This window comes from Microcoleus sp. S13C4 (assembly GCF_036700865.1).
Classification (GTDB): domain Bacteria; phylum Cyanobacteriota; class Cyanobacteriia; order Cyanobacteriales; family Microcoleaceae; genus Microcoleus.
The window spans coordinates 250,371-265,414 of sequence record NZ_JAUBPS010000001.1 but is presented as its reverse complement, the minus strand read 5'-3'; the positions used below and the strand labels follow the sequence as shown (position 1 = coordinate 265,414).

The 15,044-nt window shown below is 46.6% G+C and carries 12 protein-coding genes; 6 read left to right on the top strand and 6 right to left on the bottom strand.

Annotation, left to right across the window (positions count from 1 at the left end; all coding sequences use genetic code 11):
* Positions 1-243: 243 nt before the first annotated feature.
* The 6 genes from QT996_RS01140 to QT996_RS01115 all read right to left on the bottom strand — a co-directional run bounded on the left by QT996_RS01140 (position 244) and on the right by QT996_RS01115 (position 4,893).
* Positions 244-1,083, bottom strand: a complete 840-nt coding sequence (locus QT996_RS01140; RefSeq protein WP_333044055.1) for a HEAT repeat domain-containing protein — start codon at positions 1,081-1,083, stop codon at positions 244-246.
* A gap of 261 nt (positions 1,084-1,344) precedes the next feature.
* Positions 1,345-1,641, bottom strand: coding sequence for a phycobilisome linker polypeptide (locus tag QT996_RS01135; protein ID WP_333044054.1), 297 nt, complete (start codon positions 1,639-1,641; stop codon positions 1,345-1,347).
* A 115-nt stretch (positions 1,642-1,756) separates the two neighbouring features.
* Positions 1,757-2,626: a phycobilisome linker polypeptide gene (locus QT996_RS01130; RefSeq protein ID WP_333044053.1), complete on the bottom strand. Its 870-nt coding sequence runs from the start codon at positions 2,624-2,626 to the stop codon at positions 1,757-1,759.
* Positions 2,627-2,817: 191 nt separating this feature from the next.
* On the bottom strand, positions 2,818-3,633 hold the full coding sequence (locus tag QT996_RS01125; RefSeq protein ID WP_333044052.1) for a phycobilisome linker polypeptide: 816 nt from the start codon (positions 3,631-3,633) through the stop codon (positions 2,818-2,820).
* A gap of 149 nt (positions 3,634-3,782) precedes the next feature.
* Positions 3,783-4,271 carry a phycocyanin subunit alpha gene (gene cpcA, locus QT996_RS01120; protein WP_172185445.1) on the bottom strand — a complete coding sequence of 163 codons (489 nt, stop codon included), beginning with the start codon at positions 4,269-4,271 and terminating at the stop codon, positions 3,783-3,785.
* Positions 4,272-4,374: 103 nt separating this feature from the next.
* Positions 4,375-4,893 carry a phycocyanin subunit beta gene (locus tag QT996_RS01115; RefSeq protein WP_333037001.1) on the bottom strand — a complete coding sequence of 173 codons (519 nt, stop codon included), beginning with the start codon at positions 4,891-4,893 and terminating at the stop codon, positions 4,375-4,377.
* Positions 4,894-6,079: 1,186 nt separating this feature from the next.
* Here QT996_RS01115 and QT996_RS01110 point away from each other — a divergent pair.
* The 6 genes from QT996_RS01110 to QT996_RS01085 all read left to right on the top strand — a co-directional run bounded on the left by QT996_RS01110 (position 6,080) and on the right by QT996_RS01085 (position 14,988).
* Positions 6,080-8,902 (top strand): cation-transporting P-type ATPase, encoded by a 2,823-nt coding sequence (locus QT996_RS01110; RefSeq protein ID WP_333044051.1) that lies wholly within the window; start codon positions 6,080-6,082, stop codon positions 8,900-8,902.
* Positions 8,903-9,188: 286 nt separating this feature from the next.
* Positions 9,189-10,421, top strand: coding sequence for an AAA family ATPase (locus QT996_RS01105; RefSeq protein WP_333044050.1), 1,233 nt, complete (start codon positions 9,189-9,191; stop codon positions 10,419-10,421).
* 147 nt (positions 10,422-10,568) lie between these two features.
* The gene (gene psb27, locus QT996_RS01100; protein ID WP_006631261.1) at positions 10,569-10,967 is read left to right on the top strand and encodes a photosystem II protein Psb27; all 399 of its coding nucleotides are present in this window, start codon (positions 10,569-10,571) and stop codon (positions 10,965-10,967) included.
* A gap of 474 nt (positions 10,968-11,441) precedes the next feature.
* Entirely contained in the window at positions 11,442-13,085 is a 1,644-nt protein-coding gene (locus tag QT996_RS01095; RefSeq protein WP_333044049.1) for a family 10 glycosylhydrolase, read from the top strand.
* A gap of 262 nt (positions 13,086-13,347) precedes the next feature.
* Positions 13,348-14,265 (top strand): polysaccharide deacetylase family protein, encoded by a 918-nt coding sequence (locus tag QT996_RS01090; protein WP_333044048.1) that lies wholly within the window; start codon positions 13,348-13,350, stop codon positions 14,263-14,265.
* 99 nt (positions 14,266-14,364) lie between these two features.
* Positions 14,365-14,988, top strand: coding sequence for a restriction endonuclease subunit R (locus QT996_RS01085; RefSeq protein ID WP_333044047.1), 624 nt, complete (start codon positions 14,365-14,367; stop codon positions 14,986-14,988).
* Positions 14,989-15,044 lie beyond the last annotated feature (56 nt).

Sequence of the window (15,044 nt, the reverse complement as noted above, 5' to 3'; positions counted from 1 at the left end):
TAAGCTTTACCGTGAGTATTGTAATTGTAAGTTGGGTCGATCGCGCGATCGAACTTTTTGCGACCTCACCCACCAACATTTTCATCAAAATAGGTAGGGAAACAGCAGTGCTGTGCCCTGCCTAAAATACAGATATGCCGTAGGGACACAGCACTGCTGTGTTCTGAATATAGTGTGTCCTAAATATAGGGGAGACAATTGAGAATCGCTACAGGAATCCTATTTTAGTTACGAACTAATTTTTTAAAGTAAACTATCCATTAAATCCATAACGCGGATAGCATCATCTGATAAAGATAGTGATTCTTGTTGATTGAGGTGATGCTCCAAAACTCCTTTGAGCGCTATCAATTTCAGGCTATTTTCTGCTAAAGTTTCAGAAATAGCTTGCGCTCCGGGCAAATAGCCGATCGCCCCCAAGTCCATCAAAGCCGATCGTCTCAACTGCAAATTATCCCCATTCAAAGCAGTTACCAAGCGCTCTCCGTAAACCCGCTCACCAGTTAACTGATACATCGCCCGCGCCGCAGCGTACTGCACCCGCTCCACAGAATGTTCTAAAAAAGGTGAAATTAGCGCTATTGCTTCTGTCGCTTCCAGCGTTCCCAAAGCTTCAATTACCGAGTCGTAAGGCTGCACTAGATGTGCTTTTCCAGGCACTCGCACGGCTGCGGAAATTCCCCCATCTAAGAGCTGCATTAACGGTGGAATAGCATCGCGATCGCCCAGCATTTCTAGAGCTTGAGCCGCCGCTTCCCGCACGTAATAATCGGCGCATTCCAAACAGCTAATCAGGGCCGGTAAGGCTTGTTTGTCCCCCAATTTACCCAGGGCCCGCGCCGCATTTCGCAATAGGGAATAGTCGCCGATTTTTGTTTGTTCTGATTCTTCTTGCAATGCGGCAATTAAACCTGCAATAGCTGCCGGTTCCTTGACTCGAAATCGACCAATCCACCAAGCAGCATAATACCGGAGACTGTAATCTTGGGAGTGGAGATTTGCGATCGCCTGTTCAACAGTTAAAGACTCGCCCTCAGCTACACCCGCCGGCGGTGAGTCGGATTCGTAATAATTCATAGTCATTAGTTATTAGTTATTAATTATTAGTTATTAGGCGATTGAAATCGCTGCTACACAAATAAATTTAGGGAAACTGGACGATTAAAATCGCTACTAAACAGACAAAACCCGCCTGGGCGGGTTGCATTAACTCTTAGTCCGCTTGGAGTGGACGAAAGTTTGTCTAGCAGCGATTTCAATCGCCCGTTCTAGCTTATCTAGGAGAGATTTTTATCGCCCCTTCTAGCTTGTGTCGGAGCGATTTTCATCGCCCCTCCCACCAAACTATTGGTGCTCACCCGATGATTCATGGGATGATTCATGGGATGACTCATGGGATGATTCTGCACCCGCGCTTAAAGGATGAATGCTGACAATTTTCCCGCCCATGCGAGTAATCCGCTGCATTTCTTGATTCATCCGATTGTAAGGCACGTTGATAAATGTACTCGCGCTCGATCGAATCGAATAATCCACATTATTTGTTTCATCGCTTTGGCGCAAGCCCACAACTTCATACCGAAAGCAGCGACCAGCCGAAGCTGTATTGCCACTTTTTCCACCTACAATTTGACCCAACATAAGCTTCTTGGTAATTGGTAATTCTGACGGTTGACGGTTGACTGTTGACTGTTGACTGTTGACTGTTGACTAAAAGCTACTAACTGCCAACTGCCAACTGCCAACTGCCAACTGACTAAATTGCAGTAATGCTGGCGATTTTCCCGCCCATGCGTTGAAATTTCTGCATTTGCGAGGACAAATCCTCAACAGGTACGATGAAAGCCTTGCTGCTGCGGCGCACGCTGGGATAGCCGCCCGTGCGAATTCCCGAAACTTCCACGCGCAACAGTCGCCCTTCTTTGCCGTAAGCTGCCGCGCCGCCGAAAGTGCTGCTGGGAGTTACGTTTCTGGCAGAAGGCCGATATGCCCAACCTTCGTTACCGCCGGAGGGACCGACTACAGGCGTAGCGGTGTTAGTGCCGAGTTCGACAGCTAAGCGAGAGTTGTTGCCTTCTAGTTGAGATGTATCGCTGTTTGCATAGCCACGATACAGGCGGAACATCCGGGTAAAACCGACGGTTTTTTGACCACGCTGGGTGTTAAAGCCGCGATAGTAAGGCACGATACTTTCGCCGAAGTTTTCTTGATACTCTACTGAATCGATGTAAGAATCAATATCAGCGTCGTAGCCTTGTGTTTGGTACAAATCTAAGTGCTCAACTACTTCAGATTCGTCGTAGGGAGCGCGACCGAGCAAGTGTTTGTAGTTTAGTTCGATCGTCCGAGTTTGGAAGCTGTTGTAGAAAAACTTAGTTTTGTACAGTTCTGACTTAGCTACAGCCCGTACAAATTCTCGTACCGTCAAACTGCCATCCCGCAGCAAAGACTCGGAACTTGTAAGTCGCTCGGATTTCATTAAATAGTCGTTGCCCAGCACCTGACGGTAAACCGCACGAATCACAGTTTCAACGTCGTCTTTGGTGTAGTTTGGGCGCAGTTCTACCTTCGGCGCATCGCTCAAGGCGGATGTTCCTAGTCTGGACGCTGCTGTTGTAATCGCCACCAGATTTTCTCCTAAATTATTAATGACAAAAGTTTAATGCTTGGGTGCACTTGAAATTTTTAGGACTAAGGATAATATGCCTCAAAGTAGGGTGTACACTGCACACCTTACATATACACATAAAATTGAAGAATTTTTTAGCCTTAGTCCTAATTTGCTAAAGACGTTTTTTTGAAACGTCTTTACAAACTTTAAGCTGTGGTAATACTTACCACTTTGCCGCCACATTTGTTGATTTGCTGCAAGCGGCTCGAAAGTTGCTCGTAAGGCACGAGATATTCCGTCGTAGTCCGCCGCACTTGAGGCGAAAACTTAGCCGAACCTTGCATTGCGGTGACTCGGTAGAGTTGGCCGCGAGAACCGCCGGAAGTCCCACCAAGGGCTTTTCCGGTGGAGGCCGTGTGTATCGGCGAAGCCATATTTCTCGCTACTTCCCAAGTCAGCCGGGCTTGAGTTTGGTTTTGCGATCGATCGCTCGAAGCAAAACCCCGGTACAGTTGAAACATCCGGTTAAAACCGACAGTTTTTTGACCTTTTTGGGTCGCGAAACCGCGATAGTAAGGCACTATACTTTCGCCAAAATTTTCTTCATACTCAACTGAGTCAATGTAAGAATTGATTTCAGCTTCGTAGCCTTCTGCATTGTACAAATCAACGTGGAAAGCAATTTCCGACTCGTCGTAAGGAGCGCGGCCCAACAAATGCTTGTAATTAAGCTCAATTAACCGCGTTTGCGAGTTCGGATAAAAAAACTTTTTCCGATAAGTTTCGGAATGTGCAATTGACCGCACAAAATCTTTCACTGAAATCTGCCCTTGCATCAGCAGAGATTCAGCACTGGTCAGTCGTTCGCTCGACATTAAATACTCGTTGCCGAAAACTTGGCTGTAAGCGGCGCGAATTACTGCTTTCGCATCGTCTTGCGTCCAGTGGGGACGCAGTTCTACCCGTCCCGCTTCTTCAAATGCTTTTATTCCCAACCGTTCTGCTGCACCTAATCCCGCCATCTTCGCTTCTCCCTTTTTTGCTTTAAAAACTGAAAAATGCTTAAAAAAAGTATTTGCAAAACTAGGCTTCGATCGCAGATGCCCGGAATTCTAAACAACCGCTAACACTTAAGCTAACAGCAGCTTACAATTCCGGGCATCACGCAAATCTAGCTCAGGGCATTGATTGCGTAGTCGATGTAGGAAGTCGCTTCAGTTGCAGCGTCGCCACTCAGACCGTGGTTGGCTTTGATGTACTTGAGAGCTTCAACGTACCAGCTAGGAGACAATTCAAATGTCCGGTTGATTTCGTCAACACCTGCAATCAGGTACTCATCCATCGGACCGGTGCCGCCTGCAACTAAGCAGTAGGTGACCATGCGGAGGTAGTAGCCGATGTCGCGAGCGCACTTAGCTTTACCGGTTGGGGTAGAAGCGTAGTTCGGGCCTTGCATTTGTTGGGTGTACGGGAATTTGTTGTACACAGCTTGAGCTGCACCGTCGATCAAGCGCTGAGAGTTAGCGGTCAACGCTTTGGCTGCTTCCAAACCTGCTGCTGCTTGGCGGAAACGTCCGAAGGCGACTTGTAGTTCAGTGCTGCTCAGGAAACGGCCTTGAGAATCGGCTGCTGTTACTGCTTCAGTCAAAGGGGTTTTCATTGTTCTGGTTTCTCCCTAATGTTGTGTTGTTTTTGTACAAAAATGATTGTTTGCAAAAATGCGATCGCTCGCTTCTTTACAAGAAAGGTTCGCTTGGCTATTTTTAGCCGACTGCATTGGCAGCGCGGTCGAAGTAGCTGCCGATTTCAGACATCAGCGAGCTGCAATCACCACGGGTAACGCCGTTGGGGTCGTTAGCGATCGCGATCGCTGCTTCCTTCATTTTTTGCACGCCGGCTGCAACTGAACCACCGGGAACTCCCAGAGCTTGGTATGTTTCACGCAGACCGTTCAAGCAGCGGTCGTCCAAAACGCTGGCGTCGCCTGCAAATGTTGCATAGGTGACGTAGCGCAAGATGATTTCCATATCGCGCAAGCAAGCTGCCATGCGGCGGTTGGTGTAAGCATTGCCACCAGGAGCGATCAGTTGTGGCTGTTCGGCAAACAGGGTGCGAGCTGCATTGGCTACGATGCTGGATGCGTTGCCGGTGATGCGGTTTACTGCGTCAATCCGCTTGTTAGCGTCGGAAACCATGCTGCTGAGAGCATCTAGTTGACCCTGAGCTAGAAATTCGCCCCGAGCGTCAGATTGGGAAACCACTTTTGTAAATGCGTCAAACATGAAAGAACTCTCCTATTTGAGTTAATTGAGTTTGGTTGCGGTATAAAACCGTTAAGTTAAATTTGTTCAGGCTACGAGTGCCTGCAAGGGTTGAAATTTGATGCCAGCTAATCTGCTGGTCTCATCGATCTCTCCCTTTCCGCTACCTGCACTATTGTTACATTGCAACGGAGGTTTAAGAAACCTTAGAAAATTTTACACCTTTTATGAGATGCGACAAACCTTGTCAATCAGTGTTTTTGTTAACTTTGGCCTGTCGTTTCAACCCTCTGATAACTTTATACAATGCTCGCCCGCGTTTGTTTATTACAAATTATTACAGGAACTTATCTCTCTTAGAAGGTAAATTCTGGTTCGGCGAGGGCTGGCAAATGTCCTCCCTGCGGTAGATGCGTCGGTGCAGCGGGAAACCCCGAGTTTGGTTCTTTGACCCATGCTGTGGGGGTAGGCTCGCCCCGTTGGTGTCAACTTAAGCCGGAAACCCCTGATAAATGTCGCTTTTAGGCAAAGTCTAGATCCCCCTAAATCCCCCTTAAGAAGGGGGACTTTGAGAAGACTCCTGTCCCCTCCTTATTAAGGGGGCTAGGGGGCTCTGGTCTTAATAGTCAAACATCTGTCTCTAACTGGGTTTGACGTTAAGTTGACACGAATGAACCTGCCCCAAACCCTCGCCTCAGCCGATCGCCTCTGTTGGCTTTCCTACGGAAAACCGAATGGTTAAGAAGAGTTAAGCAAATTAACGTTTGGCTAAAACAAGGAATGGGGAATAAGGAAAAAAGCAAAAATTCTGCCCCAGCCAGGATGCAGGCAGAATTCGGTAGGTAAAATCGAATCTTATTGTGACCCCGATCGCCACAGCCACAACTTTTGCCCGAAATATCACCATTTAAAGACTAAACTCAGCCGTTGGGCCGTGGGTAAAAGCCGAAGAAATTGCTAATTTTTAGTTAAGGTGGATAAGTGCTATGAGCGATAGGTCTACAAACGGCGCGATAGATCCGCCAGACGCAGTGAAGTTGAAAGCTTCCTGCCTTCCCGGCCTCGAACCGCCACATACGAGTCCCAAGTTAAACAGTTTTTTATGCAAAACTAAAAACTAAAAACTCTCTCAGTGCCATCAGCGACATCTATCGGCTGTATCTGTCCGGCCGCAGTCCCCTAATTGCCCTATGCTCGATCGTAATTTATGTCTTCAACTTCTCCCTCTTCTTGGCACACCGTAGCAATTGACCAAACTCTCAAGCAGCTAAGCAGCAACAAAGACGCTGGCTTGAGCAGCCAACAGGTATCAGAACGCTTGCAGCAATACGGCCCCAACGAACTAGAAGAAACAGGAGGCCGCAGTCCGTGGTCGATTTTTGTCGATCAGTTCACCAACATCATGTTGTTGATGCTGATAGGTGTGGCAGTGATTTCGGCTTTCTTGGACATCAAAAAAAATACTTTTCCCAAAGATGCGATCGCCATTTTTTTGATCGTCATACTCAACGGCATTCTCGGCTTTTTCCAAGAGCAAAGTGCTGAAAAAGCCCTCGCAGCCCTCAAAAACCTCGCTTCCCCCCTAGTCAGAGTCCTGCGGGGCGGCAAAACTTCGGAAATAGCCGCCAAGGAACTTGTACCCGGAGACGTGATGCTGTTGGAGGCTGGGGTAAAAATAGCAGCAGACGCACGCTTGATCGAAACATCAAATCTGCAAGTCAGAGAATCTGCTTTGACAGGGGAAGCTCTAGCAGTAACCAAGCAAGCCGATCTAGAACTTCCAGAAGATTCTTCGTTGGGCGATCGACTCAACCTAATTTTTCAAGGCACAGAAGTTGTTCAGGGACGAGCAAAGGCGATCGTCACCAACACCGGAATGGAAACTGAACTGGGCAAAATTGCCGCCATGCTTCAGTCAGTAGAAAACGAACCGACTCCCCTGCAACAGCGGATGAGCCAGTTGGGAAATGTTCTAGTCTCCGGTGCCCTAGCCTTAGTCGCAATTGTCGTCATCGGCGGCATGATTACCTTCCAAAACGGCGGCATCGGTTTCGATACCAGCAGGTTTGAAGAGTTGTTAGAAGTTTCTCTCAGCATGGCTGTGGCTGTGGTTCCCGAAGGACTCGCAGCAGTCGTGACAGTTACTCTGGCACTCGGAACTAGGCGGATGGTGAAGCGAAACGCCCTGATTCGCAAACTACCTGCGGTAGAAACTTTGGGTTCAGTAACAACCATTTGTTCCGACAAAACAGGTACTCTGACTCAAAATAAAATGGTAGTTCAGCTAGTCTCTACGGGCGACTGCACAGTCGCCGTCGCAGGCGACGGCTATGCCCCGATCGGAGATTTTACCGATCGCCATACATCGACCCAAATTAATAATTTAGAAGAATATCCAGAACTCGAATCTTTATTAATTGCCTGTGCAGTCTGCAACGACGCAGTATTGCAGCAAGAACAGCAAGAATGGAAGATTTTGGGAGATCCCACGGAGGGAGCTCTGCTGTGTGTAGCAGGAAAAGCAGGCATATATAAGGAAAAACAGTCTCAATTGCTGCCGCGGACGGCGGAATTTCCTTTTTCTTCCGAACGCAAGCGAATGAGCGTGATTTGCGAAGTGCCCGGCCGATCGGGAAATTCGGGATTTCCAGCAGTTGAAGGACAGCAGCCGAATTATTTGATGCTGACCAAAGGTTCTCCAGAGTTGACTTTGGAGCGCTGCAAAGGCATTATAGTCTGCGATCGAGTACAACCTTTAACTCAGGAAATGCGCGATCGCATCCTCGCCGAAAACAACAACATGGCAAGCGGCGGTTTGCGAGTCCTCGGTTTTGCGTACAAACTCTGGGAAAACGTGCCACCCGAAGGTTCTGAGGAAACCAGCGAACAAGACATGATTTGGCTGGGACTCGTCAGTATGCTGGACGCCCCACGCCCGGAAGTGCGAGAAGCAGTGGTGAAGTGCCGCGATGCAGGCATTCGGGTGGTGATGATTACAGGAGACCACCAGTTGACTGCAAAAGCGATCGCCTACGATTTAGGTATTGCAACAGAGGGCGATCGAGTTCTCACCGGTCAAGAATTAGAAAAACTCAGCCAAGAAGAACTCAAACAGCAAGTCGAACAGGTTAGCGTTTACGCCCGCGTCTCCCCAGAACACAAATTGCGAATAGTCCAAGCTTTGCAAAGTTGGGGCAAATTTGTCGCAATGACCGGCGACGGCGTTAACGACGCCCCCGCCTTGAAACAAGCCGATATCGGCATCGCAATGGGGATTACCGGCACCGATGTCAGCAAAGAAGCTAGCGATATGGTGCTCCTCGACGACAACTTCGCAACTATTGTCGCCGCCGCTGAAGAAGGGCGAGTGGTTTATAGCAATATTCGCCGCTTTATTAAGTACATTTTGGGCAGCAACATCGGCGAAGTTTTGACAATTGCGGCCGCACCTTTAATCGGTTTGGGAGGAGTGCCGCTGACGCCGCTGCAAATTTTGTGGATGAACTTAGTAACAGACGGCGTTCCCGCTTTGGCCTTGGCCGTGGAACCGGCGGAACCGAACGTGATGAAAAAGCCTCCTTTCAGTCCGCGAGAAAGTATTTTTGCGCGGGGTTTGGGTTCTTACATGATTCGGATCGGGATTATTTTTGCAATTTTGACGATCGCGATGATGTCCTGGGCTTACGGATATACCACCAACCCCAATCATGTCGGAGATCCAGATGCTTGGAAAACAATGGTGTTTACAACTCTTTGTTTGGCACAAATGGGTCACGCGATCGCAATTCGGTCTAACACTCAGCTAACTATCGAGTTAAATCCCTTGACTAACGTTTTTGTTTGGGGAGCTGTGATTGTTACTACTGCTTTGCAATTGATGCTGATTTACGTTCCGCCACTGAGAGCTTTTTTCGGTACTCACTATTTGTCGCCTTTTGAATTGATGGTTTGCTTCGGTTTCAGCGCCCTGATGTTTGTGTGGATTGAAATGGAAAAACTGTTCGTGCGCTTTTACAAATCTAGAAAATAGTGTTAACGGCTGACGGAGAAGGAGCGATGTTCCATTATTCGTTATACAGACCGCATGGGGCGCTATTCTAAATAACATCCGCCAGGGATTTTGACCCCTGGCTCACAGCGAAAGTCATCGCTCTAAAGACGAAATAGCTCGTGAGACGGAATTAAACATTTATTACTTCGCTATAATGTCATTGCAGGTGCAACGCAGTGAAGCGAGCCACTCCGAAAGAAATCGCAGATGTATTACTAATTATCAATTACCTATTACGAATTGCCGCTCACCGATTACTAATATTATGTATTTGAAAACGCTGCACTTACGGCAGTTTCGGAACTACTTCGATCAAAAGGTAGCGTTTGACGCTCCCAAAACCATTTTAGTAGGAAATAACGCTCAAGGAAAATCTAACTTGTTAGAAGCGGTAGAGTTGCTTTCTACATTAAAAAGCCACAGAGTATCGCGCGATCGCGATTTAATACTCGACTCAAAGCCGATCGGGCAAATTGATGCTACACTCGAACGTCAAACCGGAGCGATCGACTTAGCTTTAACTCTTCGCTCTGGGGCGCGTCGGACACTGAAGCTCAACGGTGAACCGCTGCGTCGCCATTTAGACTTTTTGAGTGTCTTAAATGTAGTGCAATTTTCTTGTTTGGATTTGGACTTAGTGCGCGGCGGGCCCGAAGGAAGGCGCAATTGGATCGATCGCTTAGTCATCCAGTTAGAACCGATTTACGCTCACATTTTGCAGCAGTACAACCAAATTTTGCGCCAGCGAAACGCTCTGTTGAAACGTTCTAAAGAAATCAGGAAAGCGGAATTTTCCGACAGTTTTGACAAAATGCGATTTATTGCACCCGAAAGTCCCGAACCGGAAAATACAGAAGACTTACCCATCCCCAATTCCCAATCCCCAATTCCCAGTTCAGAATTAGCTTTGTGGGACGCGCAGTTGGCGACAGCGGGCGCTCGGGTGATCCGCAGGCGCGATCGAATTTTGGAGCGATTGATGCCTTTAGCTCGAAATTGGCACCGTTCCATTAGTGGTTCTGCAGAAGTTTTAGATGTAAAATACGATGCTAATATTGAAGTAGGCGCGGAATTAATCGCTAAAGACAATCTCGAAGGAGTGCGGCAAGCATTTTTAGAGAAAATTCAAAGAAGGGCGATCGCCGAACAGTTTCAAGGAACCACTTTAGTCGGCCCCCACCGCGACGACATTACATTTACAATTAACAATACCCCAGCTCGTCAATACGCATCCCAAGGTCAGCAGCGAACTCTGGTATTAGCATTAAAATTAGCCGAATTGCAGCTTATTGAAGAAGTCGTCGGCGAAGCGCCTTTACTGTTGCTCGACGACGTACTTGCAGAACTCGATCTGAGCCGCCAAAATCAACTTTTAGAAACAATTCAAGAACGATTTCAAACTCTGATTACTACAACTCACCTAGGCGCTTTTGATGCTCAGTGGCTGCGACAAACCCAAATTCTCTCCGTCGTTGCTGGACAAATCAATCGATTTTAGATTTTAGATTTTAGATTTTAGATTGACAAATTATCTTTTTCATGGTATTGGCACAAAAAAAACTCGAAAGTGGCATTATTAGCTCAATTCGAGATAGGATAAAGGTTAATTTTGATTGCCGCTTTCGCTTCCATTTTTCTAAACCTTATGAAGCATTACATTTCCCGTCTGTTAGCCCTGGTATTAGTTGTTGTCATCGGCGTAGCGGGCTGTACGAATGTTCCCGCCACTCTGAGTGGAGATTATGGCCAAGACACATTAGCATTAGTGAAGAGCTTGAGAACAGCGCTCACTTTGCCCGAGGGCGCGCCCGAAAAAGCCGCCGCTCAAGCCGCTGCTCGCACCAGCATCAACGATTTTTTTGCTGCATATCGCCGCGATCCCGCTCTTACCAAGCTGGCCTCTTTCACGACAATGCGGACGGCATTAAACTCTTTGGCAGGACATTACAGTTCCTATCCCAACCGTCCCGTTCCTGAAAAATTGAAAAAGCGTCTTGAGTCAGAATTTCAGCAGATTGAAGCTGCTCTTAACAGAGGAGCTTAATCTCAAAATTTAGGATCAAGGATAAATTTTAACAATTCATCTTTCATCCTTGATATTTGAGTGTTAACAATTTTTAGTAGAAATATCAACTGCTTTTAGCGCCCACTGTATCCAGGCGCTTTTTTATGCAGCATTTAGTGAAAAAATACTAAAAAATCGAACTGGGTATGAGATCAAATCCGGGCTTTTTACCCCCTTTATTTTTGAGTCCGCGAAGGTGGGTGCCTGCGCGCCAACACTTAGGCAGAGGAAATTTTGTATAACCTAGCAGCGGTTTAATCGCCCAATCTTATCTTACGCGATCGCCCTTCTTGAATTTAAATAGCCGCCCGATAGAATTTGCATTGTGCGATCGACTTGTGCCATAACTAGGTCAACCGAAAAAAGTAGAAAATTTGTAGCTGCTTGTTGAGCGCGATCACAAAAAGGCGCTCGCCACCCAATTTAAACTAGAAAACCCCATTCAACTATCCCATGAAAATTGCACCAACTCGCATCGCGAATTTTCAACACCAGCGACGCTTTTTCAGTGCGGTAACTGCTGTTTTAACCAGTAGCTTCATCAGCCAGCTTGTTTGGCCGTTTATTGAAAATCAACCAGCTTTGGCCGAAACATCAGCCTATTGCCAATTATCCCAAGAACAAGTAAATCAAAAAGAAGACTTGCGCCGCGCCGCGCTGTCAGGAAAACCGGAATCTCAGCAAGCATATTTTGCTGTTTTGAGCAAAGACGCGCGGGAAATAGCAGAATGCCGCCAAAAAACTTGGCCCGAAACCCAAGCAGTTTGGCTGCGTTTGTATCCCTGCGATGTCAGACCCGGAGAACTCGATCGAGTATTAGACAAAGTTGTGAATAAAGGCTACAACCAAGTCTATATAGAAACATTTTATGACGGTCAAGTGCTGCTACCAGTCGCAGACAATCCTACGGCTTGGCCTTCTGTTTTGAGAAATCGTGGTTACGAGAAATACGATTTGTTAGAAAAGGCGATCGCCAAAGGGAAACAGCGAGGTTTAAAAGTATACGCCTGGTTGTTCACCATGAACTTTGGCTATACCTATTCTCAGCGTCCAGACAGACAGCAAGCCCTCGCTCTCAACGGTAAAAATCAGACAAGTTTAACAGCAAGTGAAGACGCAGCAATTAACGAGGACTTCGGAGAAGTTCCCGGTAATCAAGCCTTTATAGATCCGTACAACCCACAAGCACGGCAAGACTATACTTTGTTAGTAAATCAAATAGTCAAGCGCAAGCCGCAAGGAATGTTATTCGACTACATTCGCTATCTAAGGGGCGTCGGACCCGCTTCAGTTGCTACTAAAGTTCAAGACTTGTGGATTTACGGCCCAGCATCGCAGCAAGTTCTTTTGCAGCGGGCTAACAATCAGCAAGGGCGAGATTTAATTCAGCGATATTTGACTAGAGGATTTATCAATAGTAATGACGTTCAAGCAGTAGTCAAACAGTATCCAACGGAGCGAGAACCTCTTTGGCAGGGCCGAATTCCGCAGGCGATGTCAGTAGCAACTCCACCTTCTAGAAGAGAGAATGCCACATCAAGATCAGCCTCAACAAATCCCGCCGCTAACAAGCCAAACCCTGCAACTCCAACATCAAAAACGACACCGCCGCTGCCTGATATCGGCATTCTGCAAAAAGACCTGTGGAAACTAAGCGTTGCTCACGCAGTCCAAGGGATTTTAGATTTTTTGGGTATAGCAATTCAACCAGCTCAAAGGATCGGAATTCCTGTAGGAGCAGTATTTTTTCCCACTGCAAATCAAGCGATAAATCAAGGGGGATATGATTCGAGATTGCAGCCTTGGGATACATTTCCGGCTGCTGTAGAATTCCACGCCATGTCTTACGGAAATTGCGGGGATGTAAGCTGCATTGTGCCACAGGTGCAGCGAACAGTAAGTTTAGCGCCTGCGGGAGCAAAAATTATTCCTGCTATTGCTGGAGATTGGGGAAAACCTCTCCGAAATCGGCCGTCTTTGGAGATTCAAATGCGGGCAATTCGCTCGGCGACGCCACAAATTAATGCGGTGAGCCATTTTGCTTTTGGGTGGCAAGAACCGGAGGATGAAAGGGCGCGGCAAACTTGCAGATTGTAGATAGTCCTTGACAGATAGGGTGTCATCACGTCGTTTTATTGTCGCCGAAAGAGCCTGAAAGTGTAGATTTTTTATTAAGAAACCGGGTTTTGATAGCGGAAAGGGTGGCTAGCCACGATTGATTTGCCTAAAAAAACCCGGTTTCTGCCTAAGTCTAGCTTTAGTGCGATCGAGGTTTTGCAAAAAAAAATAATTTACCCAACTTTTAAGCTAGCAGAACAATCAGGCATAATGAGATTGTTCTAAATAAATTCTATACCTGATGAATCGCAAAGGCCATAAAAAACTGGTTATTAAAACAGTTATACTTATCGGATTGAGCATCACAATTTCTCTGGTGTCGGAAAACAGAAAAACCGCCAATTCAAATGCGCTAATACCGATCGCACCCGTTGAAAATTCCCCGCCCAACCTCCTGAAACCCCCAAAACTAAAAACACCCCCTTCTCCCCCCGCAACTCCCTCTCCCACACCTCCCGAACAACCTTTAATCTTCGCACCGCCCGTGCAATTTCGCAGCCAAATTGTTTATAAAGCCAGTATTAACAACTCAAAAGTTATCGCCCTGACATTTGACGATGGCCCAACGCCAGAAACTTTGAAAATATTAGAAGTTTTGCAGAAACACCAAGTTGTGGGCACATTTTTCTGCTTGGGTGCAAATTTGCGGGAGTATCCAGAAATTGCTAAAAGAGTTGTGCAAGTAGGAAATGCGATCGGCAATCATACTTGGCATCACTATTCTCACAATGTTACGGAAAAAACAGCATCGGATGAAATAGATAATACTGGCGTTCATATTTATCGATCGACAGGGGCAAAAAGTTTCTTGTTTCGCCCTCCCGGCGGCCGCTTAAATAACGGTTTGGCAGATTACGCTAAAAAGAAAAATTATGTAGTGGTGATGTGGTCGATCGATCCTAAAGACTTTCTGCAACCTCCGGCCGCTGCGATCGCCCATACCGTGTTATCCCAAGCGACATCGGGGGCGATCGTATTGTTGCACGACGGCGGCGGAAATCGCCAGCAAACAGTCGAGGCGCTATCTGCAATTATTCCCAAACTCAAACAGCAGGGATATCGTTTTGTCACCGTACCGCAATTACTGCAAATGCAAGCTGGACAAAAACAGCGAATTGTGATCGCAAATCCCCATGAACAGACATCGGGGCCAAATTAACTTCCTCAGAATTTCATCTGCGTTCATTTGCGTTAATCTGCGGTTAAAAATCCAATTATGCTAAACTTATTAACAACCATATAAATCATGATAAAATTAATGCAAAAAATTCAATCAAGAGACATCAACCTCCGCTATCTAATTGATAACTTCGGCTTGCAGCGAGTTCGTAACAGCGAATTTTTCCGAGAATGGCAAGAAAACTTACCCGAAGTAACAGACTCAGAAAAACAATTGCTCGATCGCGTCCAAGACATATACTTCAACTTGGTAGACACCCCGCCTGTATTGGAAAATGCAGTCAAGCTAACAATCATCAGCCCCATTTTGTTTATTGCCGGTCTCTATGAGTCTCCTTTTCAAGTCAAAGCCGAAAAATCGATCGCCATTCAAGAGGAAGACGAAGGCAGAATCATCGAAGGCAAAATAGATATTCTAATTATGAAAGCAAACTTATGGGTGACAGTAATTGAATCCAAACAACTTTCGTTTTCAACTGACGAAGCACTTGCCCAACTCCTGACATATATGCTGGCAGATCCCGATCCTGAAACTCCTACTTTTGGAATGATTTCCACAGGTGCTAACTTTAGTTTTGTCAAGTTAGTCAAAGGGGAAACTTCGCAGTATGCCTTATCGCCAGAATTTGTAATCCGCAATCCCGGCAATGAATTGTACCGCGTTTTGCAGATTTTAAAACGCCTGAGTCAACTCCCAGACTAGCAATAAAAGCCATTGTGAGTTATCTTTCAAAGCAGACAATATCTAATATCTCAAAT